Below are 18817 nucleotides of genomic sequence, written 5' to 3' on the forward strand. Positions count from 1 at the left end.
GATCAGGGGAGCAGCCAGGAGAGCACGGGGGTGGACATGAGCCCGGAGAGCAGGCACAGCAGGGCGAGCAGCACGAAGCTCCACCCGATGATGCGGCGCAGGATCGTGGACTCGGCGCCGGCGATGCCGATGGCGGTGGCGGCGATCGTCAGCGACTGCGGCGAGATCATCTTGCCCACCACGCCGCCGGCCGCATTGGAGCCGACGAGCAGAGCGCGCATCGATTCGGTGCCGAGGTGCGAGCCCGGGCCGATCTCGGCGCCTACTCCGGATTGGAGGCTGGAGAACAGGATGTTGGCCGACGTGTCGGAGCCGGTCACGTAGGTGCCGATCCAGCCGAGGACCGGAGCCACGTAGGGGTAGAGGGCGCCGGCGCCTGCGAAGAAGAGGCCGAGCGCCAGGGTCTGGCCCGAGTCGCCCATCACGTAGGCCAGCGCCACGACGCTGCCGATGGTGAGCATCGCGAAGCGCAGTTTCTTCGCGTTGGTCCACAGCACGCCGAAGATCTCTCCGATGCCCATCCGGTAGATGAGGCCGGTGACGATGGCCACGAAGGCGAGCAGGATGCCCGGCGTCGACGCCCAGGCGAGCGTGTAGGACTGGTGGACGGCCGGGTTGCCGGCGACGTCCAGCAGCCCGCCCAGGCCGGGCCAGGCGAACTTCACGTCGGTGGAGGCCAGCGCGGCCTTCACCGGCGGCAGCGCCGCGACTCCGAACACCACGATGACGAGCAGGTAGGGCACCAGTGCCATCATGATCCGGCCTCCGGTCAGTGCCTCGCCCGAGGTACGGCCGGCATCGACCGGAGCGCCCTTCTCGACGGAGGGGTCGATCTTGATGCCGATCCGTTCGGCCGCCTCCGCGCCACCCCTCGGGTGCCACACCTTGAGGAAGGCGATGGCCACGATGACGCTGCTCACGGCAGCGAACACCTCGGTGAGGTTGTAGAGGGGCGTGGCGGACACGATCCACTTGGCGATGCCGAAGGTGACGCCGACGACCAGGCCGAAGGGCCAGCCTTCACGTAGGCCGCGCTTTCCGTCCATCACCGCGAGGAGCAGGAAGGGCACCACGAGGCACAGCAGTGCGGTCAGCCGGCCAGTGATGGGGGAGACGGCCAGCACGTCGTCGAACCCGCCCGTCTTGGCGGCCATCAGCACCGGGAGGCCGACGGCGCCGAACGCGACGGGGACGGTGTTGGCGAGCAGCGCGATGAGCGCAGAGCGCAGGGGCGAAAAGCCGATCGCGATCAGCATGGCCGCGGTGATGGCGACGGGGGCGCCGAAGCCGGCGAGGGCCTCGAGGAGGCCGCCGAAGCTGAACGCAATGAGGAGGCCGAGGACCCGGGGGTCATCGGAGATGAGGAAGAAGGTGCGCCGCAGGTCGTCGAAGCGGCCGGAGGCCACCGTGACCTCGTACATCCAGATGGCGGTCAGCAGGATCCAGATGATGGGGAACAGGCCGTAGACGAAGCCGTGCACGCTGGTGGCCAGCGCGGTGGTCAGCGGCATGCCGAAGGCCGTGACGGCGACCAGCACGGCCGTCGCCCAGGAGAAGGGGCCGGCGAGGTGGGCCTTCCAGCGCAGCGCACCGAGGGTGATGAGCATCGCGATGACAGGGACTGCCGCCACGAGCGCGGACAGCCATTGGGCCCCCAGGGGGTTTGTGACCGGTTGGAAAACTTCCAGCAACATCGGTGAACTCCGTCGTTCATATGGTCAGACCATAATGTAATGGTCAGACCATAAGCTTTGGAGAGGCGGCTGTCAATTGGATGGGACACAATGGGGTGCTATGACCACCGGTGGCTTTGAGAACGCGCTCGACTACCTGACGGGCGAGATCCTCTCCGGGCGCCTCGCTGCCGGTGACAGGCTGCCAAACGAGCGCGAGCTCTCCAGTCAGCTCGGGGCCAGCCGCAGCGCGGTCCGCGAGGCCATCAAGGTGCTCCAGGCCCAGGGCGTGCTGAGTTCGGCCACCGGGCGGGCCGGCGGCACCACCGTCGGGACGGGGCAGGGAGTCGCCTTCGGGCGGATGCTCAAACTGCACGTCGCGCTGGAGGCAGTCTCCTTCGCCGAGATCACCGAGACGCGCGTGGCGCTGGAGCGCGCCGCCGCGCTGGCTGCCGTGGGCCGGCCGATGGGAGAGGTCAGGCGCCTCGCGGAGGAGATGGTCGGCGTGACCCGGCCAGCCGCGTTCAACGACTTGGACACCGCGTTCCACGTGGCCATCGCGGCGGCCGGCGAGAACCGGCTCATCCGCGACATGACCATTGCGATCCGCGAGGCGGTGGCAGAGAGGATCCTCAGCGCTGAAGAGCGCCTGGCGCAGTGGGAGGAGCTGCGCGCCAGGCTGGTCCACGAGCACCTACACATCGTCGACGCCCTGGAGGCCGGCGACGGGGAGCGCGCCGCCCAACTGAGCGAGGAGCACGTGCGCAACGCGCTCGCCGCGCTCAGCTAGACAGCAGCCCCCGAGGTGGCGAGCAGCGAGCTAGAGGACCTGGGTCAGGAGGCCGGTGTCGACGTCGTAGATGAAGCCGCCGACCTCCGCGTGACCCTTGATCAGCGGGTGGTTGGCGATCATGTCCACGTCTGAGCGCAGCCGCGCAGCCTGATCGGGGTTGGCCCCGAACGAGAGCCAGGACGTGTCCGTGCCGGTCTTGGCGGAGATGACCCTACGGAGGTCCTCATCGGTGCCGGAGGCCATGGCGCAGCGCGTGTGCGGCACCACCATGATCCGGTCCACCTGGAGGAGCTGCACGCTGAGCACACAGCCGGTGAGCACCGAGGTCGTGACGCGGCCGCCGGGGGAGCGGAGGATCTTCGCGTCACCGATGCGCAGGCCCACCATGTCGAGCGGCTCGATCCGGGAGTCCATGCAGGTCACGATGCAGACGCCTGCCTTCGCGATGCCGTCGAAGTACCCATCGGAGAAGTCGGCGGCGTAGGCCCGGTTGGCCTCCAGCAGGTCGTCAAAGTTGCTCATGCCAGGTGGATCCCTTCGTCGCGCGAAATGCTACTGCCCGAAGAGGGTGTCGCTGTCGGCTGTCCGGGGCTCCTCGCCCGGGTCGCGTCCCGCCAGCATGGTGACCGGCTGCGACAGCGGGGTGCCGGACCCGTCGCGTCGGCCGTGCTCGCGCGGGAGCTTGACCGGGGATCCGCTGGTTGCCGCGGCGACGACGGGCCGGGGCCCGATGGCCGCGATGAGCAGGGCGTCCTCGCCCTTCAGGAACCGGTGTGCGCGGACGCCGCCCGTGGCCCTGCCCTTGGCGGGGAACTCCGAGAGCGGGGTGACCTTGGCCAGCCCGGACTCCGTCCCCGGCAGCGACGTGGACGAGCCCGAGACGGTGACGACGTCGTCGGTGGCGGGGTCCACCACGCCGAACCAGACGACGGCGGCGCCGGAACCGAGCTTGATGCCCGCCATGCCGCCGCCGGTGCGGCCCTGTGGGCGGACGCTGGCGGCCGGGAAGTGCAGGAGCTGCGCGTCGGTGGTGAGGAAGGCCAGGTGCTTGGCTTCGTCGAGCAGTTCGACGGCGCCCACCACCTCGTCGCCGTCGCGCAGGGCGATGACCTCCCAGGAGTCGCGCACCAGGAGGTCGGGCCGCACGCGCTTCACGACGCCCTGCCTGGTGCCGATCGCCAGCCCGGGCGACTCCGTGTCGAACGACGTGAGGCCCAGCGCCCGCTCTCCCGCTTCCAAGGGCCACAGCTCATGGGCGAGGCTGCCGCCCTGCAGGCTGGCCACCGACGCGGTGAGCGGCACCGTCGGCAGCTCGATGGCGCGGCAGCGGATGACGCGGCCGCGGTTGGTGAGGACGCCGAACTCGCCGTGGGCGCTGGTCCGCACGCGGGCGATGACGACGTCGTGTGCGGCACGCCCCTCCGTGGGGAGGGGGCCCAGCACGTTGGTGCGGGCCACGAGGCCCGTGCCGCTCAGCAGCACCCAGCACGGGTCGTCGGGGACCTCGAGCGGTGCCGCGGTGGCGGTGGTGGGCACCCCGGAGGAGGCCAACAGGACGGTGCGGCGAGGGGTGCCGAACTCCTTGGCGACGTCGGCGAGCTCCTTGCCCACCAAGCGGCGCAGGACGGCCGGGTCCTCGATGATCTCGCGCAGCCCCTCGATGGCGCTGGCCAGCTCGTCGGCCTCCTTCTCCAGTTCGATGGTGGAGAACCTGGTGAGGCGCCGCAGCTGCATGTCGAGGATGTAGGTGGCCTGGACCTCGTCGAGGTCGAACGCGGCCATGAGTCGTTCGCGGGCCTGGGCGGCGTCGTCGGAGGAACGGATGATGGCGATGACGTCGTCGATGTCGGCGATGGCGATGATGAGGCCGCGCACGAGGTGGAGGCGTTCCTCGGCCTTGCCGAGGCGGTGGTGGGTGCGCCGCAGCGTCACGTCGAGGCGGTGTTCGAGGTAGACCTCGAGCATCTCCTTGAGCGTGAGGGTGCGCGGCTGCCCGTCGACCAGCGCGACGGCGTTGATGGCGAAGGTGTCCTCGAGCTTGGTGGCCTTGAACAGCTGCTCGAGCAGAGCCTCGGGGTTGATGCCGTTCTTGACCTCGATGACCAGGCGGGTGCCGTGCGTCAGGTCCGTGAGGTCCTTGACGTCTGCGATGCCGGTGAGCTTCTTGTCCTGGACGCCCTTCTTGATCTGCTCGATGATGCGCTCGGGGCCGATCATGTAGGGCAGCTCGGTCACCACGATGCCCATGCGGCGGGGGCTGACCTTCTCGATGCGGGTGGTGGCCCGCAGCTTCAGGGAGCCGCGGCCGGTGGCGTATGCGTCGCGGATGCCGTCGAGGCCGACGATCTTGCCGCCGGTGGGGAAGTCGGGGCCGGGGATGTGGCGCATCAGTTCGTCGAGTTCGATGGCCGGGTTCCTGAGCAGCTGCTGCAGGCCGGCGACGACCTCGACGAGGTTGTGGGGGGCGATGTTGGTGGCCATGCCGACGGCGATGCCGGCCGCGCCGTTGACCAGCAGGTTGGGGAAGGCAGCGGGTAGGACGACCGGCTCGGTCTCCTTGCCGTCGTAGTTGGGCTTGAAGTCGACGGTGTCCTCGTCGATGCCGCGGGTCATGGCCTGTGCGGACTGGGCCATGCGGCACTCGGTGTAGCGCATGGCGGCCGGGCCGGCGTCGAGTGAGCCGAAGTTGCCGTGCCCGTCGATCAGCGGCAGCCGCACGGCCCAGGGCTGTCCCATGCGCACCAGCGCGTCGTAGATGGCGGTGTCGCCGTGCGGGTGGAGGAGGCCCATGACCTGGCCCACGACGCGGGCGCACTTGACGTGGCCGACGTTGGGGCGGACCCCCATGCGGTCCATCGAGTACAGGATGCGGCGCTGCACCGGCTTGAGGCCGTCGCGCGCGTCGGGCAGGGCCCGGGAGTAGATGACCGAGTAGGCGTATTCCAGGAAGCTGGCCTCCATCTCCTGGGTGACGTCGACGTCGAGGATGTGTTCTTCCTCATTGAGTTCGTCGTCGATCGTCCGCTTGGTCATCGGGCGCTCTCCTCAGGTGGTGGGACTACAGCAACCTGGAGAGCTTATCGCCCAAACCGTCGCCGTCGGGTGCACGCACCTCCGGCGCCGTGTCGGGCTCCCACCGCTCGTCGCTCTGGGGCACCTCCATCGGGAGGCCGTGGGCCAGTGTGTGCTCGCCCGGCGTCAGCTGCCTGATCGCCCTGGCCCGTACGTGCTCCGGCTGGAGGCTGGCGAACTCGGCGTACAGGTCGGGGTCGTGCTGGCCGTCGTCGCCGACGAGCAGCCAACGGATGTTCGGCAGGTCTCGGGCCAGTTCCCGGAGGCACCGGCGCTTGTGGTCCGGCCCGCTGCGGAACCAGCCGGTGTTCGTGGGGCCCCAGTCGGTCAGCAGCATGGCGCCCTGTGGGATGCCGTGGCGGGTGATGAAGCGCTTGATCATCGGGAAGGTGTTCCAGGCGCCGGTGGAGATGAAGATGATGGGTGCGCCGGGGTGCTGCGCGAGGAGTTGCTGGTAGAGCCGTGCCATGCCCGGCACCGCCTGCCTGGCCTGTTCTGTCAACACGAACGAGTTCCAGGCGGCCAGCATGGGCCGCGGCAGCGACGTGCTGAGGATGGTGTCGTCGATGTCGCTGACGATGCCGAACTCCACGTCGTCGCCTATCACCTGCACGCTGGCCAGCGCCGAGGCCCCGCCGTCGCCCTCGAGCGTGACCGAGTGCCAGCCGGGGGCCAGCCCCGGGTTGCGGACGCGCACGTCGATGAACCCGCCGCGGTCTGCCTGGACGGGGATGCGCACGTCGCCGATGACGACTGTCACCATGGCGTTGACCTTCGCAGCGTTCATGAAGTTGCGCCAGCCGCGCCGATAGATCAGCGCCGAGGCGGCCTGCACGATGCCGAGCGTGTCCGACGGGCGCAGCACGACCCGCGCCAGGATGCGCAGCTGCTCGCTGGTGCCGAAGCCGGTGTAGGCGATGATCGACTCCTGCCAACCCCGCCGCGCGAGCGCACGGTTGAGCAGCGAGTTGAGGCGATCTTCGATGCGGGCTGCGATGAAGGGGCGAGAGGCCATGTCCCCAAACCTATCCCTGCTCCGTGACACAATGGCCGCGTGACCGCCGACAACCAGACTCTCCCCTCAGGGCTCATCGACGAGATCGCCGAGTGCGGCTTCTATCCCAGCCTCGTCGTGGAGACCGTCCTCATGGGCCTGGGCGGCCGTCCCGTGGTGGACCACCTGGTGCACCACGAGGCCACGTTCGCCGGGCGGGAGCTGCACCGCCACCTGACGGTGCTGGTGCTCACCGAGACGCAGCTCCAGATCTGCCACATCGACGAGGGTGAGGGTGGGCGCCCCGAGGCGATCGCGACGTCCGAGGTGGTGGCGCTGCGTGCCATCGACTCGGTCGTGGTCACCCGCGCCATGGCGCAGCCCGAGCAGCGTTCAGGGATGCAGGAGGCGTGGCTGACCATCGTCTGGGGTGCGGCGCGGCGCCTCGACCTGGGCCCAGCCAGCTGCGAGGACCCGAACTGCGACGCGGACCACGGCTACACCGGCGTGCTGCAGCCCGATGACATCACCGTGCGGATGAGCCCCGCGGCGGACGGCGACAACGCCCGCCGGCTCGTCGAGTTCGGCGCCACGCTGCAGCAGGTGATCGCCTGATGCTCGCCTTCGTCGACCCGCGCTACGAAGACCTCAGCCTGGCCAACCTGCTGCCCAGCGTCGTCGCGGGTCTCGACGGGGGCACCCCGCTGATCGACATCCCCGCAACCCGGCAGTACGTGGTGCTGCTGGTCGACGGCCTCGGTTGGCACCAGCTGAAGGAGCATGCCGAGCACGCGGAGACGATGGCGGCCCTGATGGACCGGGGCCACCGGCTGACCTGCTCCGTCCCTTCGACGACGGCAACCTCCCTCACGTCGCTCGGCTGCGGCGCCACCCCGGGCGAGCACGGCGTGATGGGCTACAGCTTCTACGAGCCGACGGTGGGCCGGGTCATCAATTCCCTCACCTGGGAGGGCGGCCCGGACGACATCGAGGGCTTCGCGCAGAAGCCCACCGTCTTCCAGCGGCTCGGCTCGCAAGGGCGCACCAGCGCCGCCGTGACGCTCGGGCGCTTCGCCAGTAGTGCGCTCACGAGGGTCGCCTTCGCCGGCACGCGCCTCTACCCGGTCGGCACAGAGGGCGACGTCGAGGAACTGACGGGCCTCGTGACCGACGCGTTGCGGGGAGCCGACGTGGTCTACCTCTACGAGCGGCTGCTCGACTCCGACGGGCACGCCCACGGCACCGGCAGCTGGCAGTGGCTGGACAGGCTCGCCTTCATCGACGACTACGTGGCGCACCTCATCGACGCCCTACCGCCGTCGGTGTGCCTCCTGGTCACTGGCGACCACGGGATGCTCAACATCCCCGAGGACGAGCGCGTGATCGTCGAGGACGAACCCCGTCTGGGCGGCTACACGCACCTGGGCGGCGAGCCGCGCTTCCGGCACGTCTACGGCGACGACGCCCGCGCGCTGGCCTGGGCCTGGGAGTCGGTGCTGGGGGAGCGTGCCCACGTCCTCCGACGCGAGGAGGCGATCGAGGCGGGCTGGTTCGGGCCGAACGTGTCGAACATGAGCGCCGCCCGCATCGGCGACGTCGTGGCGGCCATGACCGGCACGTGGGCCGCCATGAGCTACGCCACCCCGGGCGAGTTCTCCCTCGTGGGCATGCACGGTTCGATGACGGCGGCCGAAATGGAGGTGCCCCTCCTCGTGCACGGCGGCCGTCCGTGACGCTGCGCGTCGCGATCGTCATCGACGACTTCTTCCCCGCCTCGGGGGGCATCAGCCGCTCGGTCCAGGTGCAGCTGGAGGAACTGACGAAGCTCGGCCACGAGGCGACCCTCATCGCGCCCGACCGGCACCTCACCCCACCGCACGGGGTGCACACCATCGCCTGCCCCGTGCTGCACGCCGACATCCTCCAGCCACACCTGAGCGTGCTCCCGCCCGGCGAGCGCCGCGCGAGGAAGATCACGTCAGGGGCGAGGTTCGACGTGGTGCACTCGCAGACGGAGCGGGGCGCCGTCGTCCTGGCTGCGCGACTGGCGCGCCTGCAGGACGTTCCGCACGTGCACACCTTCCACTGCAACGTGGCGGGCACGCATGCCACGCTGCCCGTGCACGGCGTGTTCGGGTCGGTCGGGTACGAGCTGCTGATCACCCGGGCGCTCGCACTGGCCTCCCGACGCCCGGCCAGGTTCCGCGCCAGCATGCCGCCGCGCACCGCGGAGCCGGACAACGACAACGTCTTCTCGCGCATGGACTGGCGTTCGCTCGCACGGATCGCCTCCCACGTGGACCTGGTGACCAGCCCCGCCCGGTACATGCTCGACAACATCGAGGCCGCCGTCGGCCAGCCGATCGACGGGCGGGTCGTCCCCAACGCCTCCACCGGAGTAGCGGACGTGGGCCCGGGTGGGCCACCGCGCGGCGGGCGCGACGGAGTGCGTTTCCTCAGCATCGGACGCCTGGCCCGTGAGAAGCGCCTGGACGTGGTGCTCCGTGCCTTCGGGCAGGCCCGGCTCCCGGGCGCCGAGCTGGTCATCGTGGGCGACGGCGACCAGCGGGCACGCCTCGAGGCGATGGGCGTGCCCGGCGTCCGGTTCCTCGGCGCGATCTCCGACCGGGAGGTGCTCGCCAGGCAGTACCTCGAGGCGGATGCGCTGGTGCTCGGCTCCTACCGCTTCGACGTGCAACCCATGGTGTTCCTCGAGGCCGCCGCCGCGCGCCTCCCCGTCCTCTATTGCGACGACCGGCTCGCCGGCGGGCTGCGCCCCGGCACGAGCCACCTGGTGGCACCACACGTGCAGGCCCTCGCCGTCGGGATGCGCGAAATGGCGGAGCCTGCCAAGCTTGCTGGGCTGCGCGAGGCCTACTGCGGGACGGAGCAGGGGCTTCATCCGGCGGGCATGGCCAAGGCGTACGTCGAGGTGTATGAGGAAGCGATCAGGATGCCGAGGAGACATGGCTGAACTTGTGTTCCACAGCGGACCGATGGACTGCGGGAAGTCCACGATGGCGCTGCAACTGGACCACGTCCATTCCACGCACGGCAGGAAGGGGAGGGTGTTCAGCTCGCAGGACCGCGCCGGCGAGGGCGTGATCACGTCGCGGCTCGGCCTCAGTGCGCGCGCCATCGAGGTGGACGCGGGGTTCGACTTCTGGCGCTACGTGATCTCGGAGCTCACGTCGGGCAAGATCGTCGACTACCTCGTGTGTGACGAAGCGCAGTTCTACACGGCCGAGCAGATCGACCAGCTGGCCCGCGTCGTCGACGAGCTGCAGCTCGACGTGTACGCGTTCGGCATCATGGCCGACTTCCGCACGGAACTGTTCCCGGGCTCGAAGCGGTTGGTGGAGCTCGCCGACCGGCTGGAGATGTTGTCGCTGGGGCCGCTGTGCTGGTGTGGTGCCCGCGGCACGCACAACGCCCGGACGGTCGACGGGCTGATGGTGACGGAGGGGTCCCAAGTGGTCGTCGGCGACACCGACGACGGGGGAGAGGTGCGCTACGAGGTCCTGTGCCGCATGCACCACCGTCGGCGGATGACGGCGACCCGAGCCAGGGCGACGCTCTCGCCGGATCCCCTCCCGTTCGACGACACACCGCAGTGACAAGCAGCTGACCACAAGCCGCAAACGCGCATTCGGTCTTCGCATTCGGGCCGGGCAGGTTCAGTTTGGCATGCCATTGGGCAAGGATCTCTGGGAACCGTGCCACAGTTCGGTGGCGCGCCTAGAGAGATAAGGGTGCGAAGATGCACGTGCGAAGAAAGTCCAGGCGACTGGCTGCCCTGACATCGGCCTTGGCCGTTGCCTTCAGCGGCATTGTCGCCACGGTCGCGCCGACCATGGCATCGGCGGAGGACACCGGAACCAACGTCGCGTTGACCTCCAACGGGTCCACCGTGTCGGCGTCGGGCAACGAGTTGTCCGACGGCCGTTGGACCTACCAGTTGGGCGTCGACGGCGACCTCAGCTCCCGCTGGTCGTCGAACTACGCCGACGACGCCTGGATCCAGGTGAAGCTGGCCCAGCCCACCGTCGTGCACCACGTCAACACCTACTGGGAGGCGGCCTGCGCCGCGGCCTACAAGCTGCAGGTCTCGCAGGACGGCGTCACCTGGACCGACGCCACCGACACGATCCGCCCCACGTGCCCGCCCAAGGACACCCCCGGGCTGGACCAGCAGACCCTCAACGCGGCCACCGCGACCACCGCATGGAACTACGTGCGCATGCAGGCGATCGACCGCACGGTGATCGGCACCCAGAAGTGGGGCGTGTCGCTGTACGAGTTCGAGGTCTGGAACGGCCCCGAGCCGACGCCCCCGGCCCCACCGTCGGGTGCCGTCAACCTCGTCCCGCTCCCGGTCAAGGTGACCGAGGACGAGGGCGCACCGTTCGAGCTCAACGCCGACACCACGATCGTCGCGTCGGGGGCCGGCGCCGACATCGCCGAACTGGTCGCCACGCAGTTGCGCGCCGCGACCGGTTTCGCGCTGCCGGTGGTCGCCTCCGATGACACCAACAGCATCAAGTTCGTGCTCGACGCCGGCCTGGTGCCGGTCGTCGCCACGCCCAGCGTCGATGAGCCCTACAAGCTCGTGACGGCAGAGGGGGGCGTCACCATCACCGCGAAGGCGGCCCATGGCCTGTGGAACGGTGCGCAGACGCTGCTTCAGCTCTTCCCGCCGCTCATCTTCTCCCAGGACACCGTCTACACGCAGTGGACGGCTCCGGCGGTCACCGTCGAGGACGCCCCGCGCTACGTGCACCGCGGCACCCAGATCGACGTGGCCCGCTCATTCATCGAGGTCGACGAGTTGAAGGACATCATCGACACGCTCGCGTCGGTGAAGATCTCCCGCATCCACCTCCACCTGGCCGACGACCAGGGCTGGCGCATCGAGATCACCAACGAGGGTCGCGCCGCTGGTGACGAGATCGACTATACGCGCCTCCACCGAATCGGTGGCCAGCTCTCCATGGCCGAGACCGAGCCCGGCAAGACCTTCGGCTACAAGTCGGAGATCGGCCGCAACGGCTACTACACCCAGGACCAGTACAAGGACATCGTCGATTACGCCGCCGCGCGCCAGATCACGATCGTCCCGGAGATCGACGTGCCGGGCCACACCGGCGCGCTGCTGCACTCCAACCCGCAGCTCAACAACGCCAACACCCGCCCCATCACGACCGTCTACGGCAACACGAAGGAGCAGAACAACGGCAACGTCGGTGAGTCCACGCTCGACGTGAACAACCCGAACACGTGGGTGGCCCTCGAGCACATCTTCGGCCAGCTCGCCGACATCACCCCCGGCCCCTACATCCACGTCGGTGGCGACGAGACGCACGCCACGCCGCACGAGGACTACCAGGCCTTCGTGCAGAAGGTCATCGAACTGGTCCGTGGCCTCGACAAGAACGCCATCGGCTGGAACGAGTTCGCGGCCGCGGGCCTCTCCGAAGGTGACGTCGTGCAGTACTGGGTGGGCAGCACCCGCCCCACCTACGACGCGATCCAGGCGGGAGCCCAGGTGGTCGTGTCGGACTCGAACCGCGCCTACCTCGACATGAAGTACTCGAGCAAGACCCCGATCGGCCTCACGTGGGCCGGCATCGGTGACCTCGACCACTACTACAACTGGAACCCGCTCACGGTCATCAAGCCCCCGTCGTCGGACCTGCCGGCCGTGACCGAGGAGGACCTCATCGGCATGGAGGGCCCCATGTGGTCCGAGACCATCCGACGCGGTTCGCAGAACGAGTTCATGATGTTCCCGCGCGCCATGTCGCACGCCGAGGTGGGCTGGACCCCGCAGGCCCAGCGCAACGCCGCGCAGTTCATGCAGCGCATGGCGCCCATGGGTGCCCGCCTGCTCGCCAAGGACTCGAACTTCTACGACAGCCCGAAGGTCGCCTGGGACGTCGCCGCCGCCGGCGTCGATGCGAAGACTGCCCCCGGGGCTGCTCTCGTGGTGGAGCCCGCGACCATCGCGGCCCCCGGCACGAAGGTGGCCGCCGACGGCAAGTCCATCGTGGTCGACACGGTCGACGACGCCGACGGCCCCAGCAACTCCGAGCTGACCGAGCCGCTGACCGCCACCGTCGACTTCGGTGACGGCTCCGATCCAGTGGCGGCGACGTTCACGCCGATCCAGGAGCGCACCCCGGTCCACTCCGGGTCGCGCTACCTCGTCGGTGCCGCCCACGCGTACGTCCAGGCCGGCACCTTCGACGCCACCGTGACGTTCTCCGACGGCCGTGTCGTGACCGGCAAGGTCACCGCCGAGGCCGGCTACACCGAGCCCGTCGGGTACGAGCCTGACGTCTGCGTCGCACCCGGTGTCGCGGTCGTCAACGCCGAGGCGACGGTGCAGGACAACTCGCGGCTGGTCGCCGACCTGTCGGGCTTCACGCCCAACAGCCTCGCCACGATCCAGTTCAGCAAGGATCCGATCGAGGTCGCTGGCCCGAACGACTCCAAGGTCCAGGACCCGTCGATCCAGGGCCGGTTCATGACCGACGAGGACGGCAACGCGCACCTCACGATGCCGGTCACGTACCAGATCGAGGGCGGAAAGTACCTGTTCCGCGTCACTGACGTCGACGGTCGCTTCACCGAGCAGGTGATCGAGGTCGAGTCCAGCGCGATCCCCGTCACCGGAGACCTGATCACCGGCGCCACCGCCACCGCGTCGTCGGAGGCCACCAACGAGACCCCGCCGAACGGCCTTGCGTCGGCGATGGTCGACGGCGACCGCGCCACCTTCTGGCACTCGCGGTGGGCGGCCCCGATCGACCCGATGCCGCACACGATCAACGTCGACCTCGGCAGCGTCCAGGACCTCGATTGGTTCACCTGGGTGCCGCGTCAGGGCAGCGACAACGGTCAGGTGTCGAACTTCACCATCCAGTACAGCACCGACAACGTGACCTGGACCGAGGCCGAGGCCAAGACCCTTCCGCGTGGCCGCGCCGCCACGAACTTCGACCTGGACCTCCAGGCCCGGTACGTGCGGATCGTGATCACAGAGAACTACGCCACGGCGGACCAGTTCGCCACCATCGGTGAGCTCGAGTTCCGCTCCGAGTGGACGGAGATCCCCGTGGTGGTCGACCCGGTTGCGCAGACCTGGACCCCGCCGGTCACCTGTGGCCCCGACGTCACCGATCCGGTGATCGCGGCCATCGGTGCCAAGAGCGGCACCGTGGGCACGGCGGTGTCCATCCAGGTGGAGGCCACGGATGAGCGTCCTGGTGTGCTCACGTATTCGGCCACCGGCCTTCCCGCGGGTGTCGCCATCGACCCGGCCACCGGCCACATCAGCGGCACGCCCACCGTCGACGGCACGTTCACCGTCGTGGTGACCGTCACCGACGAAGCCGACAACTTCGGTACTGCCAGCTTCACGCTGACGGTGACGAAGAAGGCCACGCCGAAGCCCTCGGTGAGCCCGACGGCGAAGCCGACGACGACTCCGCCGGCCAGCGGCAAGTACGTGCGTACCGTGCCGTACACGCTGCCGGGTCTGCATGAGTTCAACGGTCGTCGGTGGAACACGACGTGCGAGGCGTACTCGCAGACCGAGCGGTGCCGCACCGAGATCTGGGCCACGATCGTGGTGATCGAGGACGGCGAGTTCGTGCGGAAGTCGGGGTGGGCGTTCAACAACCTCACCTACCTGCCGTACATGACGCGTGCTGCGTGGAAGGGGAACCCGTTGGGTGATCTGGGCGCCACCAGCAATGGGCTGTTCACCTCGGCGGGGCGTCAGTGGAAGACGGAGTGCGACACGGCGGCCACCGGCCGTGGTGCGTGCCGCTCCTACACGATGACGACGGTCTACGCCGCCACCGCGAAGCCTGAGGGCGGCTACGCCTTCTCGCAGAGCAACCAGTGGGTGTTCAACAACATCGTGATGTTCGGAGGCCCAGAGAAGCGGTGACCGCTTCTTGAGCTGAGGAGCACCTCGACGGAGGCCCCGGAGTCGAAAGGCTCCGGGGCCTCTGTCGTGTCTGTGCTGTCGGTCTGGCCTGGGGGCGGTTGGCTGCGGGTTGTGGGTGGTGGGGCTGGGCGAGGGCAGCTACCGCGACAGGTGGGCGCGGGTCGCCGTCGTCGGGCGGCTCTGAGGTTGGCTGCGGGATGTGTCGGCGTCCGTGCCGAAGAATCCCGCACCTGATTCCGGCCTTGGTTACGGTGCGGGGTTTGTCGGCGTGGACGCCGAGGAATCCCGCAGCGTATCCGCAGCCCCGTTCCGGCTCGCAGGCCGCCCGCGGACCGCCGCCCCCGCCGGGTTGTCGCGTTTGCTGCCTTGCCCAGCGCAGCCACCCAGCACCTCGACGTCCAACCGCTGACCCAAGATGCCGTGAGACTCGGCGACGCATCACCCCGCGCGGGCTTCCCGTCGCGGCCGCTCCGCTCGCGCGCCTCGCCTGAGGCGTTGGATGGGAAAGGCAGGCCCGGGCAGCGTTACTTCGTCGGGCCGCCGAACATGATCTCGTCCCAACTCGGGACGCTCGCCCTCCGGCGACGACGCGTCGGCTTCGGCTGCTCCGCCTCCGTCTCGACGAGGGCGTCCTGCGTCGGCTCCTCGACCTCGGGCTCAGGCTCCTCGTCCGCGATGACGGTGGTTGCCTCGTCGTCGGACGGATCCCTGACGGGCTCTGCCGCTTCGGGCTCCTCCTCGACGACGGCCTCGGCTGGCTCCTCGGCCGCGGCGGTATCCACCGCGGGCGGCGCGACCTGCTCGACGGGGTCGAGGATGCCGGTGTAGATCCGCACGGAATCCTCGCTGATGCCGCTGAGCATGTCGTACAGGCTGTCCAGCTCGGAGGTGTCCTCGTTGGACTCGTGCATGAGCTCGGAGGCCGGCACCTCGTCACCGGGGCGGGTCACGGGCTGCGTGGCGCGCACCAGTGCCAGTTCGTCATGGAAGTCGATGGTGTTCTCTTCCTCCGGCGGCGCGTCCCCGCGCGACTCCTCGCCGATCATCCACCGGGCATCGGCGTTGTGGGCGACGGAGAAGCGGCCCTTGGGGTCGAAGACGAACTCCGCCACGCGTGACTCGGCCTCGACGTCCGAGGCGAGGCGTGCGATGACTCGCCACTTCAGGTCTGACTGGCGCCAGGCGTCCCACGTCACCTCGTCGGCGTCGATGCTGCGTGAGCGCAGCCTGGAGGTGATCAGTTCGCCGAGGCGACGGTGGGTGCCGGATTCACCGCGACGGCGGACCGTCGCCGTCTGGGCCGACTGCGCGACGTGTTCACGCTCTGCGAGCACCGGGCCGGCGAACGCCTCGATGCGCTCCGCGGGCATGCCGCTCTCCGCCACCAGATCCTCGATCGAGGCGCCCGAACGGATGCGGGTCTGGATCTCCCGTGGGGTCAGAGAGTTGTCCATGGGGCTCCTCATGCGTCTGGCTACTGTCTGGGACAACTTACCAGCGTACGCCGCGCGCGAGGGGGAGGCGGAGCGGCGACTGCACACTTTGCTTGACACGAGAGTCGGCCGGGTATCCCACTCTTTGGTGGGATGTGGTACACATAGCGCGATCGTGGCAACGAAAGGAACCCAACGGATGGCAACGGACTACGACGCTCCTCGTAAGACCGACGAGGAGATGAGCGAGGATTCGCTCGAAGAGTTGAAGTCGCGGCGGGCTGACAAGAACTCCGGCAAGGTCGACGAGGACGAGGTCGAAGCGGCCGAATCCTTCGAGCTGCCGGGCGCGGACCTCTCGCACGAGGAACTCACCGTGCGCGTCCTCCCGCGTCAGGCCAACGAGTTCACCTGTGCGTCGTGCTTCCTGGTGAAGGCTCGTCCGCAGCTCGCGGAGGAACGCGACGGCTTGTTCTACTGCGTCGACTGCGTCTAGCAGCCGCGTCAGGTGAGCTTGGAGCGCAGCTTGCCAGGGCCGGAATGGTTGTAGTTGGCCATCCAGCGCCGGTGCACGTAGCGGTTCATGACGAGCTGCGCCACGCCCACCCCCAGGCCGCTTGCGGCCGCCCAGATGAGGCCGTTGACCAGCGGCGCCTCCGGATCGTTCGGGTCCGGCGGCGGTTCGCCCGTGGCGGCCTCCCAGATCTTCGTGACGGCCTTCTGCGTCACCATCGTCGTGACGGCACCCGCCACGCCCGCGTACACCTTCCACATGATCTTCTCGGTCACTGCCATGAGCGTTCCTTTCGCCGGATCCAGATCCATGCCCATTATGCCCACGCGTTAAGGTGGCTGTCGTGAGCTACTCCGAACGCCTGCACATCCCCTGGTGGTGGATGGTGATCGGGCTGTTGTTCGTCGCCAGCATCGCCGTCGCGGTGTTTGCCTACCTCGACGTGTGGCTCGCCGTCACCGTCACCCTGCTCGCGCTCGCGGCGGTGGTGCTGGGGCTGCTTGCCTACGGCACCACGCGTGTCACCGTCGACGACGCTGCGCTGACGGCCGGCCGCTACCGCCTCGAGCGCCAGTACATCGGGAACGTCACCGCCTACGAGGGCGAGGAGGCGCGCGTCGCGCTGGGGCCTGGCGCCGACAACCGCGAGTTCCTGTTCACCCGGCCGTTCATCGACGGGGTCGTGCGGGTGGACCTCAACGACCCGGCAGACCCCCATTCCGGCTGGCTCATCAGCACGCGACGCCCGGCAGAACTGGCCGCAGCGCTCAGTGGTGATGCGCGATGAACATCCACACGGTCGCCACCCCCGGACACCTGCCCACCTACGCCCATCCCGGTGACGCAGGTGCCGACCTGCGGGCCGTCGAGGACGTCGTCCTCGAACCGGGGGAACGCCGACTCGTCGGCACCGGCGTCGCCGTCGCCATCCCCGACGGCTACGTGGGCCTGGTCACGCCGCGCTCAGGCCTTGCTGCCCGGGCGGGGCTGAGCATCGTCAACTCGCCCGGCGTCATCGACGCTGGCTACCGGGGCGAGATCAAGGTGTGCCTCATCAACCTCGACCCCCGCGAGACCATCCGGCTCAGCGCGGGGGACCGCATGGCCCAGCTGCTGATCCTGCCGTTCGTGACGGCCACGTTCACCGAGGTGGGGAGTCTCGATGAGACTTCGCGCGGGATCGGTGGGTATGGTTCAACTGGTGGGTTCACCACCGACTGAGAACAGAAGGAAGATCTGTGATTTTCGGACGCAAGAAGCGCCCCGACTCCGAGCAGAGCCTGCCGGCCGCCGAGGCCGCGGACGAGCGCATCGCGGAAGAAGTGGATGAGACGGCCGAGCCGTCGTCGATCGAAGAGCAGGCGGCACTCTGGGACGCCGAATTCGACCGCGACTGGGGCCCCTTCGACATCGACGAGGTCGACCTCGAGGCTGACGCCGATGAGGTGCAGCGTCTCGACCTGGGCACGCTCGTGCTGACCCCGTTCGAGGGCATGACGTTGCAGCTCCAGGTGAACAAGGAGACCAACACCGTCCAGTCGCTCCTGGTGGGCGACGGGCAGCAGTCGGCGCTCGAGGTGGCGGTGTTCGCCGGGCCCGCGAAGTCGTCGATGGCCGGCGAGATCCGCTCCGAGATCATCCGCACCACCCAGGCGCAGAAGGGCCGCATCGACCTGGCGAAGGGCCCCTTCGGCGCCGAGGTGCGCAGGGCCCTGCCCGTGACGGACCCCAACGGCAACCCCGCCATGCACGTGTCGCGCACCTGGCTGGTGCCCGGCCCCGGTTGGGTGTTGCGTGGCGTGCTGCTGGGCAAGGCGACGTTCGAACCAGACAACAAGGACGCCCAGGTGGCGCTGGAGGAGTTCTTCAGCGCCCTCGTGGTCCGGCGCGGGACCGCGCCGGCAGCTCCGGGAAGCCTGCTCCCCATGACCGTGCCGCAGCAGGCGCAACAACAGGCGGCACAGGAGGACTGAGCCATGACCCGTTGGTCGCTCAAAGAGCGGCTGCGACGGTTGGTGACCCCCACCGAAGAGTTGGAGGCCACCGAGTTGCTTCAGCGTGCCGAGGACAGCGGCGCACAAGCGCTGTCCACGTGCACGCCGCGCAGCCGCGTCACCTTGCGTGGCGAGATCGTGTCCATCACGTCGGACGCCAAGCACGGATGGCTCGAGGCGGAGGTGAGCGATGGCTCCGGCACCGTCCGGCTGGTCTGGATGGGCCGCAGCCGTCTCGAGTGCCTGATGCCGGGCCGCCACATCCGCGTGGAGGGCCGCCTGGCCGAGGAGGACGGCAACCCCGTGATCTTCAACCCGGCTCTTCGTACCTGAGCGTGGGGTGAGCGGGGATCCGATGGCGGGCGTGTCGGCGGGGTGAAGGGGGTC

The 18817-nt window shown here is 69.1% G+C and carries 17 protein-coding genes; 11 read left to right on the top strand and 6 right to left on the bottom strand.

Annotated elements, in window-relative coordinates; genetic code table 11:
• Positions 1-2: 2 nt before the first annotated feature.
• Positions 3-1694 (bottom strand): L-lactate permease, encoded by a 1692-nt coding sequence (locus tag ABEA30_RS13350; RefSeq protein WP_345583660.1) that lies wholly within the window; start codon positions 1692-1694, stop codon positions 3-5.
• 100 nt (positions 1695-1794) lie between these two features.
• Between ABEA30_RS13350 and ABEA30_RS13355 the strand changes: the two genes are divergently transcribed.
• Positions 1795-2463, top strand: a complete 669-nt coding sequence (locus ABEA30_RS13355) for a FadR/GntR family transcriptional regulator (protein WP_182763426.1) — start codon at positions 1795-1797, stop codon at positions 2461-2463.
• Positions 2464-2493: 30 nt separating this feature from the next.
• On the opposite strand, the gene ABEA30_RS13360 is transcribed toward ABEA30_RS13355, so the two are convergent.
• The 3 genes from ABEA30_RS13360 to ABEA30_RS13370 are packed head-to-tail and all read right to left on the bottom strand — an operon-like array spanning position 2494 to position 6553.
• Positions 2494-2988, bottom strand: a complete 495-nt coding sequence (locus ABEA30_RS13360; protein ID WP_345583662.1) for a beta-class carbonic anhydrase — start codon at positions 2986-2988, stop codon at positions 2494-2496.
• 30 nt (positions 2989-3018) lie between these two features.
• On the bottom strand, positions 3019-5499 hold the full coding sequence (locus ABEA30_RS13365; RefSeq protein WP_345583664.1) for a DNA gyrase/topoisomerase IV subunit A: 2481 nt from the start codon (positions 5497-5499) through the stop codon (positions 3019-3021).
• Between the two features lie 25 nt (positions 5500-5524).
• Positions 5525-6553 carry an App1 family protein gene (locus ABEA30_RS13370; protein ID WP_345583666.1) on the bottom strand — a complete coding sequence of 343 codons (1029 nt, stop codon included), beginning with the start codon at positions 6551-6553 and terminating at the stop codon, positions 5525-5527.
• 39 nt (positions 6554-6592) lie between these two features.
• Here ABEA30_RS13370 and ABEA30_RS13375 point away from each other — a divergent pair, with 39 nt between their 5' ends.
• From ABEA30_RS13375 to ABEA30_RS13395, 5 genes are all read left to right on the top strand, one after another.
• A complete protein-coding gene (locus ABEA30_RS13375; protein WP_345583668.1) occupies positions 6593-7147 on the top strand; it encodes a DUF5998 family protein in 555 nt (184 codons plus the stop codon).
• Positions 7147-8265, top strand: a complete 1119-nt coding sequence (locus tag ABEA30_RS13380) for an alkaline phosphatase family protein (protein WP_345583670.1) — start codon at positions 7147-7149, stop codon at positions 8263-8265. Before ABEA30_RS13375 ends, ABEA30_RS13380 begins: the two co-directional genes overlap by 1 nt.
• Complete coding sequence (locus ABEA30_RS13385) at positions 8262-9506, top strand: glycosyltransferase (protein ID WP_345583672.1); 1245 nt, start codon at positions 8262-8264, stop codon at positions 9504-9506. Before ABEA30_RS13380 ends, ABEA30_RS13385 begins: the two co-directional genes overlap by 4 nt.
• Positions 9499-10149 carry a thymidine kinase gene (locus tag ABEA30_RS13390; RefSeq protein WP_345583674.1) on the top strand — a complete coding sequence of 217 codons (651 nt, stop codon included), beginning with the start codon at positions 9499-9501 and terminating at the stop codon, positions 10147-10149. The genes ABEA30_RS13385 and ABEA30_RS13390 overlap by 8 nt, the downstream gene beginning before the upstream one ends.
• A 143-nt stretch (positions 10150-10292) precedes the next feature.
• Positions 10293-14489, top strand: a complete 4197-nt coding sequence (locus tag ABEA30_RS13395; RefSeq protein ID WP_345583676.1) for a family 20 glycosylhydrolase — start codon at positions 10293-10295, stop codon at positions 14487-14489.
• A 524-nt stretch (positions 14490-15013) separates the two neighbouring features.
• Here the strand turns inward: ABEA30_RS13395 and sepH are convergent.
• A complete protein-coding gene (gene sepH, locus ABEA30_RS13400; RefSeq protein WP_345583678.1) occupies positions 15014-15955 on the bottom strand; it encodes a septation protein SepH in 942 nt (313 codons plus the stop codon).
• A gap of 166 nt (positions 15956-16121) precedes the next feature.
• Between sepH and ABEA30_RS13405 the strand changes: the two genes are divergently transcribed.
• Positions 16122-16418 carry a DUF4193 domain-containing protein gene (locus ABEA30_RS13405; RefSeq protein ID WP_345583680.1) on the top strand — a complete coding sequence of 99 codons (297 nt, stop codon included), beginning with the start codon at positions 16122-16124 and terminating at the stop codon, positions 16416-16418.
• 8 nt (positions 16419-16426) lie between these two features.
• Here the strand turns inward: ABEA30_RS13405 and ABEA30_RS13410 are convergent, their stop codons facing one another.
• The gene (locus ABEA30_RS13410; protein ID WP_345583682.1) at positions 16427-16717 is read right to left on the bottom strand and encodes a DUF4235 domain-containing protein; all 291 of its coding nucleotides are present in this window, start codon (positions 16715-16717) and stop codon (positions 16427-16429) included.
• Between the two features lie 62 nt (positions 16718-16779).
• Between ABEA30_RS13410 and ABEA30_RS13415 the strand changes: the two genes are divergently transcribed.
• Genes ABEA30_RS13415 through ABEA30_RS13430 form a run of 4 tightly spaced genes read left to right on the top strand, consistent with a single transcriptional unit; the run spans position 16780 to position 18763 of the window.
• Positions 16780-17223, top strand: a complete 444-nt coding sequence (locus tag ABEA30_RS13415) for a DUF3093 domain-containing protein (protein ID WP_345583684.1) — start codon at positions 16780-16782, stop codon at positions 17221-17223.
• Positions 17220-17657 (top strand): dUTP diphosphatase, encoded by a 438-nt coding sequence (gene dut, locus ABEA30_RS13420; RefSeq protein WP_345583686.1) that lies wholly within the window; start codon positions 17220-17222, stop codon positions 17655-17657. The genes ABEA30_RS13415 and dut overlap by 4 nt, the downstream gene beginning before the upstream one ends.
• Before the next feature lie 17 nt (positions 17658-17674).
• Positions 17675-18409 (top strand): DUF3710 domain-containing protein, encoded by a 735-nt coding sequence (locus tag ABEA30_RS13425; protein WP_345583688.1) that lies wholly within the window; start codon positions 17675-17677, stop codon positions 18407-18409.
• A 3-nt stretch (positions 18410-18412) separates the two neighbouring features.
• Positions 18413-18763: an OB-fold nucleic acid binding domain-containing protein gene (locus ABEA30_RS13430; protein WP_345583690.1), complete on the top strand. Its 351-nt coding sequence runs from the start codon at positions 18413-18415 to the stop codon at positions 18761-18763.
• Positions 18764-18817: the final 54 nt, after the last annotated feature.

The organism is Tessaracoccus lubricantis (assembly GCF_039544535.1).
Taxonomy (GTDB): domain Bacteria; phylum Actinomycetota; class Actinomycetes; order Propionibacteriales; family Propionibacteriaceae; genus Arachnia; species Arachnia lubricantis.